This is a genomic window from Pseudomonas sp. PVC-3-1, from assembly GCF_057444315.1.
This window is the reverse complement of the sequence record NZ_CM172023.1, coordinates 3,471,863-3,490,778: the sequence shown is the minus strand read 5'-3', so window position 1 is coordinate 3,490,778 and position 18,916 is coordinate 3,471,863. Positions and strand designations below refer to the sequence as shown.

Sequence of the window (18,916 nt, the reverse complement as noted above, 5' to 3'; positions counted from 1 at the left end):
CTTTCACGGCGGGGCCGGGGGACGTCGCACCCTAGCGCTGGTCGTTGAGCAGACTCGCATGGCACTGGCGCTGAATCTTTCGATGACACCAGACCCGCCGGAATCAGCCTGCGTGCCGGGCTCAGCCGCCCAGCGCGATGATCGCGAACAGCAGGGCCGTTCCCACCACCGCCAGCGCCACGCCGCCAGCCCAGGGTGAGCCACCGGAATAGCGTGCGAGCATCCAGCCGGAGAGGAACAGCATGGCCAGCGCCACTGTGTTCGACGCGCGAATTGCCGGTCCGGTCTGGTCGATCAGCAGGAAGGGAATCACCAGCGGGAAGGTCGCCAGCACCACCAGCAGGAAGGTCGCCAGCGCGCCCTTTACGTCCTCCCAACCGATCCGCGCCTGGACGGGCGTTCCTGCGGTACCCAGCAGGCGAAGGCGCAGCATCTCCAGCCCCTCCACACCCGCCGCCGAGGCGATGCGCGGCGGCAATTGGTCGGCGATGAGGCCCTGGCCGTTGCGCGGATCGGCGCTGCCCTGCAGGCGCTCCATCAGCGAGCGGCTGCGGGTACGTTCGGTCCAGGTGCGCATCAGGTAGATCACGGCATCGGCCAGGCCCCAGGCGAGGTTGCAGCCCAGGGCGGCGATCAGCATGGTGCGCACTTCTTCCCGGCCGGAGGTCGCCACGCTCAACGAGCCGATGAAGGTCATCGCCATCAGCAGGCCGAAGATCACTTCGGTGATGCGGTCTACGGGATCGAGCACCCGCTGCCAGGTGCCCTTTTCGACGTTATCCATCACATGCCTCCAGGGTGGTGGCGATCCGCAAAGCTCAGGTCGAACGCGTCTTCATGCGAGCCGGACGATATCGACCGAAACTTCCACGGCCGTGACATTGCCGCGGTTTTCCAGCCAGTGAAGGGTGTTGTGGTCCTCGGGCCAGCCGACGCCCGGCCCGTAGTCCCTGGCGATGCCGTTGCGATGGTCGGTGATGGTGCCCTGCAGGATGAATACCGTGCCAGGCCGGTCCACGTGGTCGTGCAGCGGGCCGAAGACACCGCCGGGCTCGATGGTCACCCGGCGCATCCGCAGTTGGCGGCCCGCCATGCCTTCGATCTCGGGGCCGAGGTCGACCGAGGCAAGCAGCTCCACCGTCACGCCTCGGGTTTCAGGTACTACCTCTTCGCTGTTCATGGTGCCGGCCTCGTTGAGCGACAGCTCCTCTGTGCCAGTAAAGACGCTGGCACGGGCAGTTCTGAGCGAGGCGACAAAGGGTCGTTCCGCAGGGCCGCGGAGCCGGCGCGATCACTGCCCCGCCGTCGGCTGCCAGTCCAGCAGGTGATGGGTAAAGCCGTAGCTCGCCGACTGGTAGTAGCTGATCGCGCGGTCCACCAGCGGGTCATCCGGCTTCGCCGGCACTTCGGTGCTCGCGCCGAGTGCCTGGTTGTGCCGACGCAGTTCGCCGCGCGGGCTGAGGATCGCCAGGTCCTGGCCGTCGAACAGCCCCAGGTGCTGGTAGTTGCCGATCACCACGCGCGGCGGCAGGGTGTTCGGCGCCATCAGGTTGCGCCCGTAGAAGGTCGAGGTGTAGCTCAGGTTGAGGATCGACAGCAGGCTCGGGGCGAGGTCCAACTGGCTCGCCAGCTCTGCGCGCTCACCGGCCGGCAGCAGCTTGGGCGCGTAGATGAACAGCGGGATCTGGTAGTTCGCCACCGGCAGGTCTTCCTTGCCGGCGCTACCTGCGGTGTGGTCGGCGACGAACACGAACAGGGTGGTGTCGAACCAGGGCTTGCTCTTCACCTCCGTGAGGAACTGGCCGATGGCATAGTCGGTGTACTTCACCGCGCCGTCCCGCCCCTCGCCGGAGGGGATGTCGATCCGGCCGTCCGGGTAGGTGTAGGGGCGGTGATTGGAGGTGGTCATCAGTTGCAGCAGGAAGGGCTGCTGGCGCGCATGGTCTTCGTCCGCCACCTTGATGGCCTGGGCGTAGAGGTCTTCGTCGCTCATGCCCCAGGCGTTCTTGAAGTGGATGTCCGACTCCTGGACGCTGGACTGGTCGACGATGCGGTAGCCGTTGCCACCGAAGAAGGCATTCATGTTGTCGAAGTAGCCACGGCCGCCATACAGGAACACGGCGTCGTAGCCGACGCTCTTCAGTTGCTGGCCGAGGCTGGCGAAGCCGCTCTCGCGTCCCACGCGCTTGACGATGGAGCGACCGGGCGTCGGCGGGATCGACAGGGTGATGGCTTCCAGGCCTCGGTCGGTGCGGGTGCCGGTGGCATAGAAGTTGTTGAAGTAGAGGCTGTTGCGGCGCAGCTCGTCCAGATTTGGGGTGAGGTCGCGCTCGTCGCCGTTGCTGCCCAGGTATTTGGCGCTCAGGCTCTCGATGGTCACCAGGACGATGTTGTAGCGCTTGGGTGCGCCTTCGCTGTCGATGCGACGGCGAATGTCCATCGGATCATTGCCGGTGAAGTGGGCGGCAGGCTCTGCCAGTTCGGAGCGAATCTGCTGGGTCACCTGCTGCGCCGGCAGCGTGGCGTAGAACTGCGGGTAGTCCAACTCGTTGTTACGGAAGGCGGCGAAGAACTGGTAGGGGCCGTTGCTCGCCAGCTCGCGGGCGTAGGTGTTGCCGTCCTGGCCGCGTGGGGCGTCCTGGTCCACCAGGACGCCGGCCAGCAGCGCCATCGCCACCAGGCCAACTCCGCCCAGCAGGCGCTGCGACAAGGGTGGCACTTCGGCCTGGACCAGCCGCCCCAGAACCTTGAACAGCGCAAGGGTCACCACCAGCGAAACAGCCGCCAGGATGCTCAGCAGCAGGCCGATGGGATAGGACTCGAGGATGTTGTTGAGCACCTCGTCCGAATACACCAGGTAGTCGACCGCGATGAAGTTGAAGCGCACGCCGAACTCGTCCCAGAACAGCCACTCGGCCACCGCGGTGAAGAGCATCACGTAGACGCTGGCGAACAGCGTGGCCGTCAGCAGCCAGCGCCATGATTTCGCGCGCCAGACCCGTGCGGGCATCAGCAGCAGGATCACACCCATCGGCAACAGGGCGTACACCAGGAAGCTCAGGTCGTAGAGGACACCGATGGCGAAGACCGCCAGGTGGCCCGAGCCCACCTCGGGCAGGTGGGCCAGCAGGAGGACCGATCGGGTGAGGAAGAAGACGATCAGCCAGAGCAAGGCGACCAGCGCCAGGAAGCGCGTTGGAGCCGAGCGGAAAAGTTGCATGGGGTGTCCCTTGTAGTAGTCCGTCATGCGCGACACGGTGCAGCGCAAGTCAGCGCCGGTGCCGGCAGCCGGGGCGGGACACTACAAGGTGAAAGGAAAAGAAATCGTCAAATTAAGCTGCGGGTTTCGTGAAGTGCCGATGAACCGGAATCGATCAGGTTCACCGCAGGCTACTGGCAGACGAAAAGTTCCGCTCCACGTCTTTTTCACATGTCCTTGACGAGACCTTGATCGCGCGATTCGACAATGGCGGTAACTGACGAGTCCGCGCCCATGAACGAACCCCAACGCCTGTTCGCCTCCCCCCACGACCACGATGCCCACTCCGGCAGCTCGTTCAGCGGCGGGCTTCGCCTGCGGATTCGCCAATGGCGGCAGAAGCGCCTGCTGCGCCTGGCCCTGCGCATCGCCGAAGAGCCGATCCTGATGCTGGAGGTCTCGCAGTGCCCCGGCACCAACTGGCCGGTGCTGCTGGAACACAACAACCGCATCATCGTGGCGACCTGCCCGTCCCCGGATTCGCTCGAGCAAGCCCACCAGAAGCTCCCCGAGGCGATGAAACGGCGCATCCGCGAACTGCCCGCGCCGCAGGAGAACGCCGAGCTGCGCAAGGGCTCGGTGGATTGCCTGCTGCTTCCGGAAATCCCCCCTACCGCCTGCAACCGGCAGAACATCCGGCTGCTGAACCAGTGGATATCCATCACCCGCGACAGCGTGATCCTGTTCGCCCGCATCGACCATTCCAGCCCCACCCTGGCGGCGGACCAGGCCTGCCCCTGCGGCTCCGAGCCCCATCCCGGCGGCCCGGACTTCGCCAGCGCTCGCGCCCTGGAGCGGGAGTTCCAGCGCCTGGGCTTCTCGCAGATCCGCCACTACAACATCATCCCCGGCGTGGACGGCGTGCGGGTCTACATCCTGCGCAAGTGACTGTTTGCACCATCCATCGGCAAGCCGGCGAATTCCAGGGTGCTCGCTATACTGCTCTTTTGCCATCATCGTGAATTCTGAGGGGTGCCTCCCCATGCAGAGCAGTCCGGTCGTGCGCTATATCCCATGGCTCGCCATGGCGTTGATCCTGGGCAGCCTCGCCGGCTGGCAGATCGGCAATGCCATAGGGCTGAACGGAAACCATTGGTTCCCCGAGCCGGAATTCAGCTTCGAGATCCTGGTGGCCACCAGCGGCACACTCTGTGGCGCCCTGCTGTCCTACGCCAGCGAACGCGGGCCGGTGTGGCGAGCGACCGGGGTCCTCGCTGGCACCTGCTTCATCGTTGCCGTGCTGGGTTATTGCCGGCATAGCCTGGGCGTGCCGTCCCCTGACATGGAGCTGCTGGCCTATGCCCGGCAATTCATCCTGCAGACGTTCGGCATCTGGATCTCGCCGCTGTTCGGCGCAGCGCTGGTCGCCCTGCTGCGGGTGATTCTTCGCTGATGGCATCGCCCACTCATGCCATGATCACGACTCCACGCCCACACCTGGAGTCCCCATGCCGCTCACCCTGCTACTGCGCTGCCACGATCTGGACCTCACCCGCGAGCATTACCGCGACACCCTCGGCTTCACCGTAAGCGACTCCGCACAAGGCACGCTTACCGTGCAACTGGAAGACTGCCGCCTGCTCTTCACTGCCCAGGACCTCTGGGAGCGCGAAGCGGGTTGCTCCGGCACGGTCTACCTGCAACTGGCCGACGTCGCGCGCTATTACGCCGCAGTGAAAGACCAGGCGCAGATCGCCTGGCCGCTGCAGGACATGCCCTATGGCTCGCGCGAATTCGGCGTACGCGACTGCAATGGCTACCACCTGGCATTTGCCCAACTGAGCGGCGCCTGATCCAGAGCGTACGATTGCTGCATGCCATGCAGCTATGTCCTGCACGATCCCCGTCTGGCGCAGCAGAATCCTGTCCCTAGACTGGCGGGCAACACCTTCCAGCCAGGGACAACACCATGATCACCCGCGTACTCCTCGAAACTTTCGGCGGCCCCGACGTGCTCCAGCTCGTACCGGCCCAAGCGCAGCAGCCCGGCCCCGGCGAAGTGTGGCTGGAACAGGCCGCCATCGGCGTCAACCCGCTGGACCTCAGCCAGCGCTCCGGCGCAGTGAAGGTGCCGCTGCCCTCCTCGCTCGGCCTGGAAGGCGCAGGCACCGTGGCGGCCATCGGTGAAGGCGTGACCAATGTGCAGGTCGGCGATCGCGTCGCCTACGCCACCGGCCCGCTCGGCGCTTACGCCAGCGCTCGGCTGTACCCGGCGCAGCGCCTGGTGAAGCTGCCAGACTCCGTCAGCTTCGAAGACGCCGCCGCCGTGCTGTTCAAGGGCATCACCGCGCAGTATCTGCTCAAGTCCACCTGGCCGGTCGGCCCCGGTTCACGTGTGTTGATCTATGGCGCAGCCGGCGCGCTGGGACAACTGATGGCGCCCTGGGCCAGGCACCTGGGCGCCTTCGTCATCGGCGTGGTATCGAAGCCACAGAGCATCGAGCGCGCCCGCGCCGCCGGTTGCGACGCGGTGCTGGTGTTCGATGCGCAAACGCTGGCGGAGCAGGTGCGGGAAATTACCGACGGGCAGAAGGTCGACGTAGTCTATGACCCCATCGGCCGCACCACTTTCGAAGCCTCGCTGGACTGCCTGCGCCCGCGCGGCCTGCTGGTGAGCTTCGGCATGGCTTCCGGTGCACCGCCAGCGGTGGAAGTCGCCACGCTGAACGCCAAGGGCTCGCTGTTCCTCACCCGCCCATCGCTCGCCGCGCACACCGCCACGGCCGAGGAATACCAGCAGCGCGCGGAGGACGTCCTGCAAGCCGTCGCGGACGGTATCATCCAGCCTCGCGTGTGGCGCCGTTACCCGCTGGCGGACGTCGCCCGGGCCCACGCCGACCTGCACGAAGGCCGCTCCGAAGGGGCCCTCGTACTCACGCCATGACCGACACCGCCAGCCGCCGCCCTGGCGGATTCGCCGAATTGGGAGCCTTATGGATCTGTTCGATAGTCGCCAGGCCGACGAACTCGCCACCCTCCTGGCGCTGGCCGAGCACGGCTCCTTCGCCGCCGCCGGCCGCGCCCTGCAGCGCCACCCGTCGGTACTGTCCAAGCGCCTCGGCGCACTGGAGCAACGCCTGGGTGTGCGGCTGGTGGAGCGCACCACCCGACAACTGCGCTTCACCGACGAAGGCCAGCGGCTGGTCGAGCGCCTGCGCCGGGCCGCCAGCCTGATCGCCGAGGCCCAGGACGAAGCCAGCCGCAGCGCAGCCCTGGTCCAGGGCCGCCTGAAGCTCGCCGTGCCGGCTGCCATGGGTCGGCTGTGGCTGAGCCCGATCCTCTCGCGCTTCGTCCTCGAGCACCCGCAGGTGACGCTGGAGGTGGAATACTCGGAGCGCTTCGTCGACATCGTCGCCGAAGGCTTCGACGCCGCCATCCGCATCGGTGAACTGGCCGACAGCCGCCTGCTGGCGCGGCGGCTCTGCGATTTGCGGCGCATCCTCTGCGCGGCACCCGCCTACCTCGAACGCCACGGTACCCCACAAGCCCCGGCGGAGCTGGCCAGCCACAACTGCCTGGGTTTTACCGGCCTGCACTCCTGGCCGGACTGGAAGCTGGCCAACGGCAACCGGCAGCAGACAGTCCGTGTCAGCGGCAACCTGCACAGCAACGACAACGAAGCGCTGCTCTCCGCGGCGCGCCTGGGCGTGGGCATCCTCGCTGGCGGCGAGTGGCTGATGCAGCATGACCTCGACGCCGGTCGGCTGGTGCGCGTGCTGCCGGGCTGGCAACTAGACACCGCGGCCGGCATCTATTTCGTGCGCCCATCGGCGCGCTACAACTCGGCCGCCAGCGAAGTATTCAAGACATGGATCGAGGAACAGTTCGCCGACGGCGCGCCTTGGGAGCAGCGCAAAGGCTGATCCGCTGAATGCAGCAACAGACGCCCGGCATCAACTGCCGGGCGCCGGCTTGTTGCCCGCCCGCGTCAGACCGTGACGACTATCTTGCCCACCTGCTGGTTGGCCTCGAGGAAGCGGTGCGCGTCCTGGATCTGCTCCAGCGGGAAGGTCCGCGCAATCACCGGGCTCAGCGCACCGGACTCCAGCCCCTTGACGATGAACGCCTTGGCGCGCTCCAGTGCCGCCGGGTCGGCAACGATCTCGGCGTAGAGGTAACCCTTCAGCGTCAGGCTCTTGCCCAGCACGGTGAACAGCGGGAACGGCGTCGGCTCGGGGCTTAGCGCACCGTACTCGAGAAGAATGCCGCCACGCGCCATGGCCTGGGTCAACACCTCGAAACCGGGGCCGCCGATGGGGTCGAACACCACGCGGGCGCCCTGCCCGCCGGTCAGTGCCATTACTCTCTCGACGATGTCCTCATCGTCGCTGACGATCACGTGATCGGCACCGGCCTCCAGCAATGCCTGTTTCTTCGCCTGGGTGCGGGTCACTGCGATGGACGTGGCACCGACCATGCGGGCGATCTGGAAGGCCGCGAGGCCCACGCTGCTGGATGCGGCGGTGACCAGCACGAACTCGCCCTTCGACAGCTTTGCCTGCTCCACCAGCGCGCCCCAGGCGGTGACGTACTGCATCCAGGACGCGGCAGCCTGCTCGAAGCTGAGGTTGCGCGGGTGCTTCACCACCAGGTACGCCGGTACGTTGGCCACCTCGCCGTAGGTGCCCCAGCGGGCGATGTCCAGCGGCGGGATCAGGCTCACCGCATCGCCCACCGCGACGTCCTTCACCGCACTGCCCACCGCGCTCACCACGCCGGCGGCCTCGTAGCCCAGGCGGCTGGGGAACTCGGCTTCCTGCAGGTAGGCGTGGTTGCGGAACATCACTTCGGCGCGATTCAGGCCGATGGCCTTGACCGCGATCTGCACCTCGTCCGCTGCCGGGGCGGGTACATCCACCGCCTCCAGCTTAAGGACGCTGGCGTCACCGTATTGGTGGATTCTGACAATGCGAGCCATGGCAAACCTCTTCTCGATCGGAGGCCGGGACGGAAACGCCGGCCGGAATGGGAGTGTAGAAAGTCCCCGGAGCGGTGCTCGACCGTCCGCGACATGGGGGAAAATCTAGGCGTTGGCCCGCACCGGATAAAGACCTAGGATGGCCACACACTTGAAACACAGAGTTTGCAATGGACCGCTTCGAACAGATGGCCGTCTTCGTCAAGGCGGTTGAACTGGGCTCCTTCAGCGCCGCCGCCGAGGAGTTGCAGATGTCCTCCCAACTGGTGGGCAAGCAGGTGAAGATGCTTGAGCAGCATCTGGGCCTGTCGCTGCTCAACCGAACCACCCGGCGGCAGAGCCTCACCGACTTCGGCCGGGCCTTCTACCAGCGCGCCAAGCTGATCCTGGCGGACATGGAGGCCGCGGAGAATCTCGCCGCCGTCACCCGCGGCACACCCAGCGGACGTTTGCGGATCAATGCCCCTGTCACCTTTGGCATGCGCACCCTGTCACCGCGCCTGCTGGAGTACATGGTGCGCTACCCGCAGGTGTCGGTGGACCTGACGCTGTCCAACGAGCTGGTGGACCTGGTCAACGACGGTTATGACGTGGTGTTCCGCATCGGCGAGTTGGCCGACAGCCGCCTCAAGGCCGTGCCGCTGATGCCCTACCGGCTCGTGCTGTGCGCCGCGCCGGCGTACCTCGCACGGCGCCCAGCGATTCGCACACCGGAGGAGCTGAGCCAGCACGAGTGCCTGGGTTTCGCCTTTTCCGATGGCCGATCCAGCTGGACCTTCGACGGCCCGGACGGACGCATCGAGGTGCCGATTACAAGCCGTTTGACGATCAATCAGGGCGACCCGCTGCTGGCGGCCGCCATTGCCGGATTGGGCGTGGTGCTGCAGCCACAGGAGCTGGTCGGCGATGCATTGCGCAGTGGCACCCTGGTGCAGTTGCTGCCGCAGTACAGCGTGCCGACCTCGCCCATGCACATGCTCTATGCCCCGGACCGGCGTCTGACGCCCAAGCTGCGTAGTTTCCTCGACTTCGCCATCGCCGCTTTCGGGCGACCGAACTAGGGCTGTGCGCCAGTGCAGGCCGGCCTTGCGCAAGGCTGGCCAGCGACTGTCGGAAAACGGCAGACTGTCCCGGAAGAATCAGGAGCCGACATGGATAGCCACAGCCCACCCACCCTGCGCACCCAACGCCTGCTGCTCACGCCGGTGAAGCTGGCCGACGCCGAGATCATCCAGTGCCTGTTTCCGCACTGGGACGTGGTGCGTTACCTGGACAGCCGTGTGCCCTGGCCCTACCCGGCCGATGGCGCTCTGGTCTACGTGCGTGACATGGTACTGCCGGCCATGGCACGTGGCGAGGAATGGCACTGGATGATTCGCCTCGCCAGCGAGCCATACAGCGCCATCGGCAGCATTTCGCTCTATGACCAGCCCGGCAACCATCGCGGCTTCTGGCTGGCACCCGCCTGGCAGGGCCAGGGCTACATGAGCGAGGCCTGCGAGGCAGTGAGCCGCTTCTGGTTCGTGACGCTGGGACGGCCGCGGATGCAGGTGCCCAAGGCCATCGTCAACCAAGGCTCGCGGCGCATCTCCGAACGCGAAGGCATGCGCCTGGTGGCCTGCGACCAAGGCCACTTCGTCAGTGGTGTCCTCCCTCGGGAAACCTGGGAAATGACCCGTGAAGAGTGGCTGGCACGCCATGCAGCCGACTGAACAGGCCTGGCAAGGCGAGCTCTGGCTGGGCGCGGACTTCTGCCTCGTCGCCGGCACCACCGGCCATGCGCGACCCCACGCACACTACGCGCATCAAGTACTGATGGCTCGCGAGGGCGAGGTAAAGGCACTGATCGACGACCAGCCGCAGCAGGATTCGCTGCTGGTCATCGCCTCCAACCAGCGCCACGCGATACTCGACAGCGACCAGCACACGGTCACCCTGTTCGCCGAGCCGCTGGCCTTTGCGTTGGCCGATCTGGAGAGTGTTTGTCGACAGGCCGGGCCGAACCTGCAATCGCTGACGACACGCCTGAACGAACTGCCGCGCCGACAGCTCGACCCACGCCTGGAGAAGGCCCTGCAACGCATCCGCGCGCTGGACGACAGCGCCCTGCCCGCCCAGGCCCTGGCCGAGGAAGCCTCGCTCTCGCTGAGCCAACTGGAGCGGCTGTTCAGCGGTACGCTCGGCCTGTCGGTACGCCGCCTGGTGCTCTGGCAGCGGTTGCGCCAGGCACTGCGGCTGGCCATGGCCGGCGACAGCCTGACCGACGCCGCCATCGCCGCGGGCTTCGCCGATTCCGCGCATTTTTCCCGCAGCGTGCGCAGCCAGTTCGGCATCCGCGCCGACCTGACGCTGCGCCAGCTGAGGTTGCATCTACTCGACTAGCGCGCGGCGCAGCTCCGTCGGCAATGGCGCTGGCGAATGCGCAGCAGCAGCGCGGTGGAACGGCTCGGCGAGCTGCGCGATGTAGGCCACCGGGTAGTCGGGGCGGTCACCGATGCCCAGGTCGTCCTCGGCCAATTCGTAGTCCGGCAGATACAACGCAGTGCCCAGCAGGCGATCCCAGAAGCTGAAGAACAGCGCGAAATTCACGTCGCCCGCCGTGCCGTATTTCAGATGATGCAGGCGATGCAGCGGCGCCCAGGCAAACACATGGCGCAGCGCACCGATGCGCATGTCGACGTTGCTGTGCTGCAGCAGCAACTGGATGGCGATGGCGAATGCCAGCAACGCGGCAACCTCCACGGGAATACCCAGCAACAGCAATGGCAGCGTACCGCCGAGGGCTTCAAGCATCTGGTGCAGCGGGTGCTTCATCAGCCCATTGAACCCATACATGCGCGTGACGCTGTGGTGCACCGCATGCAGTCGCCACAACAGCGGCGAACGGTGGCTGGCGTAGTGCACCAGGGTGATGCCCAGGTCAGCGATCAACAGCGCTGCGAACAGTTGCAGCGCCAGCGGCCAATCCATTGGCCACAGGTCGAAATGCGGCAGCCACCGGGCCATCAACGCAATAGCTGCAATGCCCAGAGCGTTCAGCGTCTCGTTGACCAGCGCATGGATGAAGTCGCGAACGCCATCACCGTGGCTCGCGTTCCAACCCGTTCGACAGGGCCAGAGCCGTTCGGCGAGGAAGGCCAGCAGGATCGCCAATGGCAACAGCGCCGGCAGGCAGAGCAGCGATACGCCTTCACCGACCAGATAGAGAGCCAGGCCAATGAAGCCGAAGAAGAACGTGGGGGCGTAGAGGTATCGCATGGGGCAACTCCAGTGCAGTGGGAGCCGCCAGTGTTCCCGCCGCGCCGTCAGCCGCGCTTGAACAATCTGCGCATCTACCGGCTCATCGGCGCCAGGCACAACCCAGGGCGCTGAGCGCCAGAATCAGTGCCGCGCCGGCGTACGCCCAGAGCGCCGGCACCTGCGGCAGCAGCACGCCGGCGAGGATCGGCCCCAGCCCGGCGCCGATATCGCGCCACACCGCATTGCCGGCCAGCGCCTGGATGCGCGCCTGCGGGTTGCGTTGCGCCACCAGCGTCACCACCAGCGGCAGTTGAAGCGCGCGCAGCACCAGCACGAAGAAGGCTCCGATGAACAGCCAGTAGCTGCCGAACATCAGCAACGCCAGCGAGGTAGCCAGGGACAGCACCACCAGCATGCGCAACGCGCCGAAGCGATCCGCCAGGCGCCCGCCAAACGGGCTGAAGAGCATCTCGCTGAGGTAGCGCACCGCCATCAGGATGCCCGCCACCAGCACGCCGGTAGCACCCAGGTGGTTCTGCGCGTAGAGCGACAGGCCAAAGACGAACAGGCCGTCCAGGGTCACGCCTTCGATGAAGGACCAGGTGGCAATGCTGTCCGGCAGGCGCAGGCGGCGGCCGCTGCTGATGGGGATTTCATGTCCTTTGGCGGGCAGCGCGCGGGCGCGCCAGAGGCCGCACAGGGCTGCCACGCAGAGCACGAAAAACACGCTGCGCGGTCCGAAGGACTGCGCCATTACAGCCCCCAGCGGCAGCGCCAGCATCGGCCCGATGGACAGGGTCGCCCGCGAACGCCCGGCGCGCCGCGCGGCGCCTTGGGCTTCGGCGGTAGCGAGGGTCTGGGTGCTCAGGTTGAACGTGGCGAAGCACAGGCCCCAGACCAGGCGAAACACCAACAGCACGGCAAACCCGGAGAGGGTCGCCGAGGCCAGCGCGCAGGCCGCCGTCGCCAGCGCGGCAAGGCTGCAGGCAGCTCGATCGCCATGGCGGGCGTAGAAACGCACCACCCAACCATAGCCGACGATGCGCACCAGTCGATTCGCCGCCAGCAGGATGCCCGCTTCCACCAGGGTCACGCCAAAATCCGCCGCGTACATCGGCAGCAGCAGGTAGAGCAGCACGTCGGCGGGCAGGCACAGGCCGAGCACCTGGGCGGAGTTGCGCGAATCTCGGTCGGCCCGCAGCAGGGCAGGCGCGGAAGCGGACGACATGACAGCCTCGTGACAACGACGGGGGCCGCAGGATAACCCGCGCCCCGCCCCGCAGGACAAGCCTTACGCCCGCGCCGGCAGCTGTGCTATCGCGCGAGTGTGCGCAGGAAGGACGCGATCACCTGGCTGCTGCGGCGCTCGGCAAGGAAGTACAGGTAGGTCTCGGTGCACACCGGGTCGCCGCTGATGCGGATGACCTTCAGGCGCGGGTCGGCGATGTACTCCGCCTCGGATACCACGCCGATGCCGATGCCGCGGATCGCCGCCTCGCGCAGGGCTTCGCGACTGCCGATCTCCATGGCGATACGCGGCGTGACGTCGGCCTTGTCCAGCTCCTGCTCCAGCGCCACGCGCGTGGTCGAGCCCTGCTCGCGACGCAGCAGAGGCTGGCCCTGCAAGGCTTGCAGGCGGACTTCGTCGTGGCGCGCGAACGGATGGTCGACGTGAGCGAAGAGGATCACCGGGTGCCGCGCGTACAGCTGCGCGACAAAGGCCGGATCGTCATGCAGCCCGGCCAGCACGCCGACATCGGTGACGTAGTTCTCCAGGTCGGCGAGCACCGAGGCGGAGTTGCCGATGCGGATCGACACGTCGATCTGCGGGTAGTCGCGGCGATACAGGTCGACCATCTCGATCACATGAAACGGCCCTACTGCGCCGACCTTCAGTTGCCCCCGGTTGAGCTGGCCGGAGTCGCGCAGCAGGTTGGTCGCCTCGGATTCGAGCATCGACATCTGCTGGGCAATGGGCAGCAAGGCGCGGCCCACGGCGGTCAGCTCGATGCGACGGCCACGGCGGTGGAACAGCTCGACGTTGAACTCACGCTCCAGGCCCTGGACCTGCGTGGTCGCCGTCGGCTGGCTGAGGCCGATGGCCCGAGCGCCGGCACTGAAGCTGGCGTGGCGAGCCACGGCGAGGAAGGTGCGCAGGCGGGCAGTGGACATCCATAGCTCCTATCAATGGATTTGCGTGCAAACCCATATTGATTTGATGGCGTGACTGTCACATGACAGCCCTAGCGTTGGCGCTACCGAACATAACCTCCGGGTAACGCCATGACTTCGCTGACCAGACTGTTCCGCTTCGCCGTGTTGCCGCTCGCCTTCGCCTCCGCCCTGCTGCCCGCCGCCCAGGCACAGGACGTCCTTACCGTCGGCCTGATCCCCTCCGAGGATTCCCAGGCCATGATCAAGAGCAGCCAACTGGTGCTCGACCAGTTGCAGGAACGCCTGGGCATGCCGGTGAAGCCTTTCGTGGCCACCGACTACAACGGCGTGATCGAAGCCCTGCGCGCCGGCAAGCTGGATGTCGCCTACCTCGGGCCGTTCTCCTACGTGCTGGCGAACAAGGTGGCCGGCGCCGACGCCTTCGCCGTGGCGGTGACCAAGAAGACCGGTACAAGTGCCTACCACAGCCTGATCATCGCCCGGAAGGACAGCGGCATCCGCAGCCTGGACGACCTCAAGGGCCACACCTTCGCCTTCGTCGACCCCAGCTCGGCCTCCGGCCACCTGTTCCCCAAGGCGGGCCTGGAGCAGTCCGGGCATGACCCGAAGGCGCTGTTCTCGCGGGTGATCTTCTCCGGCTCCCACGACGCCAGCATCCTCGCCGTGGAGAACCGCAAGGTGGATGCCGCCGCCGTGGCCGACCGCATCCTCGCCGGTGCCGTCAGTTCGGGCCAGGTGCAGCAGGACGACTTCCAGGTCGTGTGGAAATCCGACGACATCCCCGAATCGCCCATGGTCTGGCGCAAGAATCTCGACCCGCAGCTGCAGAAGAAACTGGTTGCCGCGTTCGCCTCGATCAAGGACGTGCCGTGGGGCGACCAGGGCATGCTCAATGGCTTCCAGCCGACCAATGATGCCGCCTACAACGTCGTGCGCGACACCGCCCAGGTGCTCGACCTCGACCTGCGGAGCCTGAAATGATCCGCGTCGCCCAACTGACCAAGGGCTACGGCGACAACCCGGTACTGCGCGGGATCGACCTGCGCATCGAGGCCGGCGAGTTCGTGGTGATCCTCGGTCAGTCCGGCGCCGGCAAATCCACCCTGCTGCGCTGCATGAACCGCCTGGCGCAGGCCGACGGCGGCGAATTGCAGGTGGCCGGCGTAGACGCCATGCAGGCCCGCGACACCCGCGAACTGCGCCGGCGAGTGGCGATGATCTTCCAGCACCACAACGTGGTACCGCGCCTGTCGGTGCTGAAGAACGTGCTCACCGGGCGCCTGGGGTGCGTCGGCACCCTCGCCTCGGTGCTGCAACTGTTCAGTCGCGACGATGTCGCCCTGGCCCGCGAATGCCTGCGTCGGGTGGAGCTGGAGCACAAGGCCGAGGCACGCACTGATTCACTCTCCGGCGGGCAGATGCAGCGCGTGGGCATCGCCCGCGCGCTGGCCCAGCGGCCGCAGGTGATCCTCGCCGACGAGCCGGTCGCCAGCCTCGACCCGAAAACCGCGCAGCTGGTCATGCACTACCTGCGCGAAGCCAGCCGCACCCTGGGCATCACCGTGGTGTGCAACCTGCACCAGGTGGACCTGGCGCGGGAATTCGGCGACCGCATCGTCGGCCTGGCCAACGGCCGCCTGGTGTTCGACGGCACCCGCGAGCAGCTGGATGACTCGGCCCTGCGGCGCATCTACCAGCAACGCCCAAGCAGCGAGGCGACCGCTTACCAGGCGGCCGCCCGCGCGGTCTACGCCAGCGAAACAGGAGCCGGAGCATGAACCTGCGCAGCCACCACTGGATGGTCGACACGCCCCACACCAAACGCGGCTGGCTGACCACCGGCGCCGCCGTGCTGGCAGTGCTCTACCTGCTGCACTGGAGCGCCGAGGGCGCCCAGTTGAGCTGGAGCGAACTGGCCAGCGGCCTGCCGCAGATCGGCGACTTCCTCAGCCGCTCGCTGCCGCCGGACCTGAGCATCCTGCCGAGCCTCTGGGGGCCGGCGCTGGAAACCTTGCAGATTGCCCTCTGGGGTACGCTGCTGGGCATCGTGCTCGCCGTGCCGCTGGGCTTCCTCGCCGCCCGCAATCTGCACGGCAACCGCTGGCTCTACCTGGCTACGCGACAACTGCTCAACGTCATCCGCAGCATCAACGAGCTGATCCTCGCCCTGGTATTCGTCTCCGCCGTGGGCCTGGGTCCCTTCCCCGGTGTACTGGCCCTGGCGCTGCACGGCGTGGGCATGCTCGGCAAGTTCTTCGCCGGGAGCATCGAGGAGATCGACCAGGGCCCCATCGAGGCGCTGCAGGCCACCGGTGCGCGGCCCTTGCAGGTCATCGTGTTCGGTGTGCTGCCGCAAGTGATCACCGCCTGGATCGCCGTGGTGCTCTACCGCTTCGAGGTCAACCTGCGCTCGGCTACCGTGCTCGGCATGGTCGGCGCCGGCGGCCTGGGTTTCGAGCTGGTGAGCAGCCTGAAGCTGTTCAAGTACCAGGAGACCGCCACCTGCATCGTCGTCATCACGGTCATGGTGGTGCTCGCCGACCTGCTCTCCAACCGCCTGCGCCACGCCATCCAGGGTAACGGGCGGCACTGAGCGCGCCCCTCCCCAGCCCCTTCTCACGCCACAACCTCCCGCCACGTGCGCCTTCCGGGCGCGCGCCGGGCAGGCTCACGCCCGGAGTTACTGCAAGATGCCCGCACCCGCCGTTATCGGTCTGGCCGATGCCCACCTGCGATCAATCGATTGGAACGAAACCGACGAGGCCCCGAGCATGGCCGCACGTTCAAACAACAACAAGGAACTGCCCATGCCTGCCCGATTCCATAATCCGGTCGCCACCGTTTTCGGCGGCGGCAGCCTGGACCACATCGCCGAGCTGTGCGACGGCAAGGTCGCCCTGGTGACTTTCCCCGAAGCCGCACAACTGGGCTTGATCGAGCGCGTCCGCCACCTGCTGGGCGAACGCCTGGCCTACGTCATCGACGACGTGCAACCCAACCCTGACGTGGCCTGGCTGCGCGATGTGCATGAGCGTTTCTGGCGTGAAGCAGCCGATTGCAACACCGTCTTCGCCCTCGGCGGCGGCAGCGCCATCGACACCGCCAAGGCGCTGATCGTCGGCACCGCGTCCGGCCGTTTCGACGAGCTGCTCGACCTGCTGGCCGCCGGCAAGCCCTTCGTCCCGGCCCGGCACAAGACACTGATCGCCGCGCCGACCACCGCCGGCACCGGCAGCGAAGTGACGCCCTGGGCCACCATCTGGGACGCGCAGCAACAGAAGAAATACTCCCTGCACCTGGACTGCACCTGGCCGAAAATGGCACTGATCGACCCGGACCTGATGCTCAGCGTGCCCGCCGGGGTGACCGTATCCACCGGGCTGGACGCGCTGTCCCACGCGCTGGAATCGATCTGGAACCACAACGCCAACCCAATCTCCGACACCTTTGCCGTCTCCGCCATCGAAGACATCCTCGACTGCCTGCCGCGCCTGCAGCAGGACCTTTCCAGCCGCGAACTGCGCTCGCGCATGGCGCTGGCCGCGCTGAAGGCCGGCATGGCCTTCTCCAACACCAAGACCGCGCTGGCCCACTCCATCTCCTACGAGATGACCCTGCGCCACGGCCTACCCCATGGCATCGCCTGCTCCTTTACCCTGCCACTGGTGCTGGGCCTGGCCTGGGGCCGCGACGCCGACCGCGACCGCGTGCTGCAACGCGTCTTCGGCAGCGACCTCAACGGCGCCCAGCAGCGCCTGCGTGAATTCCTCCATCGCCTCGGGGTCAAGACCGAGTTCGGCGACTATGGCGTCACGACCGCCGAGGCCGAAGCGATGATCGATTTCGCCATGCAGGGCGCACGCGGCCGCAACTTCATCGGCTCGCAAGCCGCCTGAGGTCGTCCTTTACCGGGCGGCCCTGGCTGCCGCCTTTTCCTGTTGCACCGAAAACCTATTGCACCGAAGAAGAGTGCCGACACGCCGAGCCTTGCGCCGGCGCGAGCGAACAAGAAGGAAAACCGCCATGAACCGTGCACAAACCCTGCCTGGCCTTGAGTCATCCGTGTCGCCCTTCCGCGTGGCGCAGTGGCGCATGCTGCTCGCCGCGATGTTCTGCTACCTGTTCTTCTATACCGGCCGCCAGACCTTCGGCTTCGCCATCCCCGGTATCCAGGCCGAGTTCGGCCTGAGCAAGGAAACCCTCGGCTGGGCCTCCAGCGCGATGCTCTGGATGTACGCCATCGGCCAGGCCATCAACGGCAACCTCGCCGACAAGTTCGGCGGCCGGCGCATCATGAGCCTGGGCGCGGTGCTGTCCTGCGGCGCCAACTGGGTCACCAGTTTCGCCGGCGGCTTCGGCAGCCTGATCCTGCCGTGGGGCATCAACGGCTACTTCCAGGCCCTGGGCTGGGCGCCGGGCAGCCGCCTGCTGTCGAACTGGTGGAGCGCCGCCGAGCGCGGCAAGGTCTACGGCTTCTATGTGTTCGCTGCCGGCTGCGCTTCGGTGCTGTCGTACGTCACCTCGGTGGTGGTGATCGACGTCCTGCACCTGGAATGGCGCTGGATCTTCCGCCTGCCGGTATTGCTGATGCTCGCCGGCGGCATCGTGTTCTACCTCGTGGCCCGCGAACGCCCGCAGGACATGGGCTTCGAGCCACTGGCCGACACCGGCGTGGCGAACGCCGAGGACCGCTCCAGCGAAGCGGCCCACGGTGAAGAGGAAACCTCGACCCAGCGCTACCTCGCCGTGCTGAAGAACCCGCGGCTGCTGGTGGCGGCGCTTTCGCTGGGCTTCCAGAACGCCGCGCGCTACGGGCTGATCGTCTGGGTGCCGGTGCACTTCCTCGGCGCCGACTGGCAGAAGGGCCAGAGCTTCATCGACCCGAAGTGGATCACCATCGCCCTGCCGGTCGGCATGGCCGTGGGCGCGCTGAGCAACGGCTGGGTGTCCGATCGCCTGTTCGGCAGCAAGCGCTACCGCGCCATCGTGCTCTACATGGTGCTCGGCGCACTCACCAGCCTATGGATGTGGAGCCTGCCAGCGCACAGCGGCATCGGCCTGCTCGCGCTGTTCCTCTGCGGCTTCTTCGTCTACGGCCCGGCGTCGAGCTTCTGGGCGCTCTGCCCGGACCTGGTCGGCGCGCGCCGCGCTGGCACCGCAACGGGGATCATGAATTTCTCGTCCTATCTCTTCGCGGGTCTGGCCGAACCCCTGATCGGTCGCATGCTGGACACGACGGGCAATACTTCACTGATCTTCATCGTGGTCACCACGGCCTGCGTATGCAGCGCGGTGGTCGCCCTGTTCGTCCGGCGCTGAGGGCA

General features: G+C 66.7%; 20 protein-coding genes. 13 read left to right on the top strand and 7 right to left on the bottom strand.

Annotated features, from left to right (window positions below; genetic code table 11):
* Positions 1 to 121: 121 nt before the first annotated feature.
* From AC2T4A_RS16415 to AC2T4A_RS16405, 3 genes are all read right to left on the bottom strand, one after another.
* A complete protein-coding gene (locus AC2T4A_RS16415) occupies positions 122 to 784 on the bottom strand; it encodes a hypothetical protein (protein ID WP_416748106.1) in 663 nt (220 codons plus the stop codon).
* Positions 785 to 835: 51 nt separating this feature from the next.
* Positions 836 to 1,180, bottom strand: coding sequence for a cupin domain-containing protein (locus AC2T4A_RS16410; RefSeq protein ID WP_416748108.1), 345 nt, complete (start codon positions 1,178 to 1,180; stop codon positions 836 to 838).
* A 111-nt stretch (positions 1,181 to 1,291) separates the two neighbouring features.
* Complete coding sequence (locus AC2T4A_RS16405; RefSeq protein ID WP_486741198.1) at positions 1,292 to 3,220, bottom strand: LTA synthase family protein; 1,929 nt, start codon at positions 3,218 to 3,220, stop codon at positions 1,292 to 1,294.
* A 273-nt stretch (positions 3,221 to 3,493) separates the two neighbouring features.
* On the opposite strand from AC2T4A_RS16405, the gene AC2T4A_RS16400 reads away from it, so the two are divergent.
* The 5 genes from AC2T4A_RS16400 (at position 3,494) to AC2T4A_RS16380 (ending at position 7,122) form a co-directional block, all read left to right on the top strand.
* Entirely contained in the window at positions 3,494 to 4,147 is a 654-nt protein-coding gene (locus AC2T4A_RS16400) for a hypothetical protein (RefSeq protein WP_486741197.1), read from the top strand.
* 94 nt (positions 4,148 to 4,241) lie between these two features.
* Entirely contained in the window at positions 4,242 to 4,652 is a 411-nt protein-coding gene (locus tag AC2T4A_RS16395) for a hypothetical protein (RefSeq protein ID WP_416748113.1), read from the top strand.
* A gap of 55 nt (positions 4,653 to 4,707) precedes the next feature.
* Positions 4,708 to 5,052 carry a VOC family protein gene (locus AC2T4A_RS16390; RefSeq protein ID WP_416748115.1) on the top strand — a complete coding sequence of 115 codons (345 nt, stop codon included), beginning with the start codon at positions 4,708 to 4,710 and terminating at the stop codon, positions 5,050 to 5,052.
* A 116-nt stretch (positions 5,053 to 5,168) separates the two neighbouring features.
* A complete protein-coding gene (locus AC2T4A_RS16385) occupies positions 5,169 to 6,143 on the top strand; it encodes a quinone oxidoreductase family protein (RefSeq protein ID WP_478378150.1) in 975 nt (324 codons plus the stop codon).
* A 49-nt stretch (positions 6,144 to 6,192) separates the two neighbouring features.
* Positions 6,193 to 7,122, top strand: coding sequence for a LysR family transcriptional regulator (locus AC2T4A_RS16380; protein ID WP_486741196.1), 930 nt, complete (start codon positions 6,193 to 6,195; stop codon positions 7,120 to 7,122).
* A 65-nt stretch (positions 7,123 to 7,187) separates the two neighbouring features.
* On the opposite strand, the gene AC2T4A_RS16375 is transcribed toward AC2T4A_RS16380, so the two are convergent.
* Entirely contained in the window at positions 7,188 to 8,177 is a 990-nt protein-coding gene (locus tag AC2T4A_RS16375; RefSeq protein ID WP_478378148.1) for a zinc-dependent alcohol dehydrogenase family protein, read from the bottom strand.
* A 170-nt stretch (positions 8,178 to 8,347) separates the two neighbouring features.
* Here AC2T4A_RS16375 and AC2T4A_RS16370 point away from each other — a divergent pair, with 170 nt between their 5' ends.
* From AC2T4A_RS16370 to AC2T4A_RS16360, 3 genes are all read left to right on the top strand, one after another.
* A complete protein-coding gene (locus tag AC2T4A_RS16370) occupies positions 8,348 to 9,238 on the top strand; it encodes a LysR family transcriptional regulator (protein WP_486741195.1) in 891 nt (296 codons plus the stop codon).
* Between the two features lie 90 nt (positions 9,239 to 9,328).
* On the top strand, positions 9,329 to 9,889 hold the full coding sequence (locus tag AC2T4A_RS16365) for a GNAT family N-acetyltransferase (protein WP_486741194.1): 561 nt from the start codon (positions 9,329 to 9,331) through the stop codon (positions 9,887 to 9,889).
* Positions 9,876 to 10,559 carry a helix-turn-helix domain-containing protein gene (locus AC2T4A_RS16360; protein ID WP_486743688.1) on the top strand — a complete coding sequence of 228 codons (684 nt, stop codon included), beginning with the start codon at positions 9,876 to 9,878 and terminating at the stop codon, positions 10,557 to 10,559. The genes AC2T4A_RS16365 and AC2T4A_RS16360 overlap by 14 nt, the downstream gene beginning before the upstream one ends.
* Here AC2T4A_RS16360 and AC2T4A_RS16355 read toward each other — a convergent pair.
* From AC2T4A_RS16355 to AC2T4A_RS16345, 3 genes are all read right to left on the bottom strand, one after another.
* Complete coding sequence (locus tag AC2T4A_RS16355; RefSeq protein ID WP_486741193.1) at positions 10,548 to 11,435, bottom strand: sterol desaturase family protein; 888 nt, start codon at positions 11,433 to 11,435, stop codon at positions 10,548 to 10,550. The genes AC2T4A_RS16360 and AC2T4A_RS16355 overlap by 12 nt on opposite strands.
* Positions 11,436 to 11,517: 82 nt before the next feature.
* On the bottom strand, positions 11,518 to 12,645 hold the full coding sequence (locus tag AC2T4A_RS16350; RefSeq protein WP_416748131.1) for an MFS transporter: 1,128 nt from the start codon (positions 12,643 to 12,645) through the stop codon (positions 11,518 to 11,520).
* Positions 12,646 to 12,731: 86 nt separating this feature from the next.
* On the bottom strand, positions 12,732 to 13,589 hold the full coding sequence (locus tag AC2T4A_RS16345; protein ID WP_486741192.1) for a LysR substrate-binding domain-containing protein: 858 nt from the start codon (positions 13,587 to 13,589) through the stop codon (positions 12,732 to 12,734).
* A 111-nt stretch (positions 13,590 to 13,700) separates the two neighbouring features.
* Here AC2T4A_RS16345 and phnD point away from each other — a divergent pair, with 111 nt between their 5' ends.
* From phnD to AC2T4A_RS16320, 5 genes are all read left to right on the top strand, one after another.
* Entirely contained in the window at positions 13,701 to 14,573 is an 873-nt protein-coding gene (gene phnD, locus AC2T4A_RS16340; protein WP_486741191.1) for a phosphonate ABC transporter substrate-binding protein, read from the top strand.
* Positions 14,570 to 15,370, top strand: a complete 801-nt coding sequence (phnC, locus tag AC2T4A_RS16335) for a phosphonate ABC transporter ATP-binding protein (protein ID WP_486741190.1) — start codon at positions 14,570 to 14,572, stop codon at positions 15,368 to 15,370. The genes phnD and phnC overlap by 4 nt, the downstream gene beginning before the upstream one ends.
* Positions 15,367 to 16,185 carry a phosphonate ABC transporter, permease protein PhnE gene (phnE, locus tag AC2T4A_RS16330; protein ID WP_486741189.1) on the top strand — a complete coding sequence of 273 codons (819 nt, stop codon included), beginning with the start codon at positions 15,367 to 15,369 and terminating at the stop codon, positions 16,183 to 16,185. The genes phnC and phnE overlap by 4 nt, the downstream gene beginning before the upstream one ends.
* Positions 16,186 to 16,399: 214 nt before the next feature.
* On the top strand, positions 16,400 to 17,488 hold the full coding sequence (psrA, locus tag AC2T4A_RS16325; RefSeq protein ID WP_486741188.1) for an iron-containing alcohol dehydrogenase PsrA: 1,089 nt from the start codon (positions 16,400 to 16,402) through the stop codon (positions 17,486 to 17,488).
* 127 nt (positions 17,489 to 17,615) lie between these two features.
* On the top strand, positions 17,616 to 18,911 hold the full coding sequence (locus AC2T4A_RS16320) for an MFS transporter (RefSeq protein ID WP_478378140.1): 1,296 nt from the start codon (positions 17,616 to 17,618) through the stop codon (positions 18,909 to 18,911).
* Positions 18,912 to 18,916: the final 5 nt, after the last annotated feature.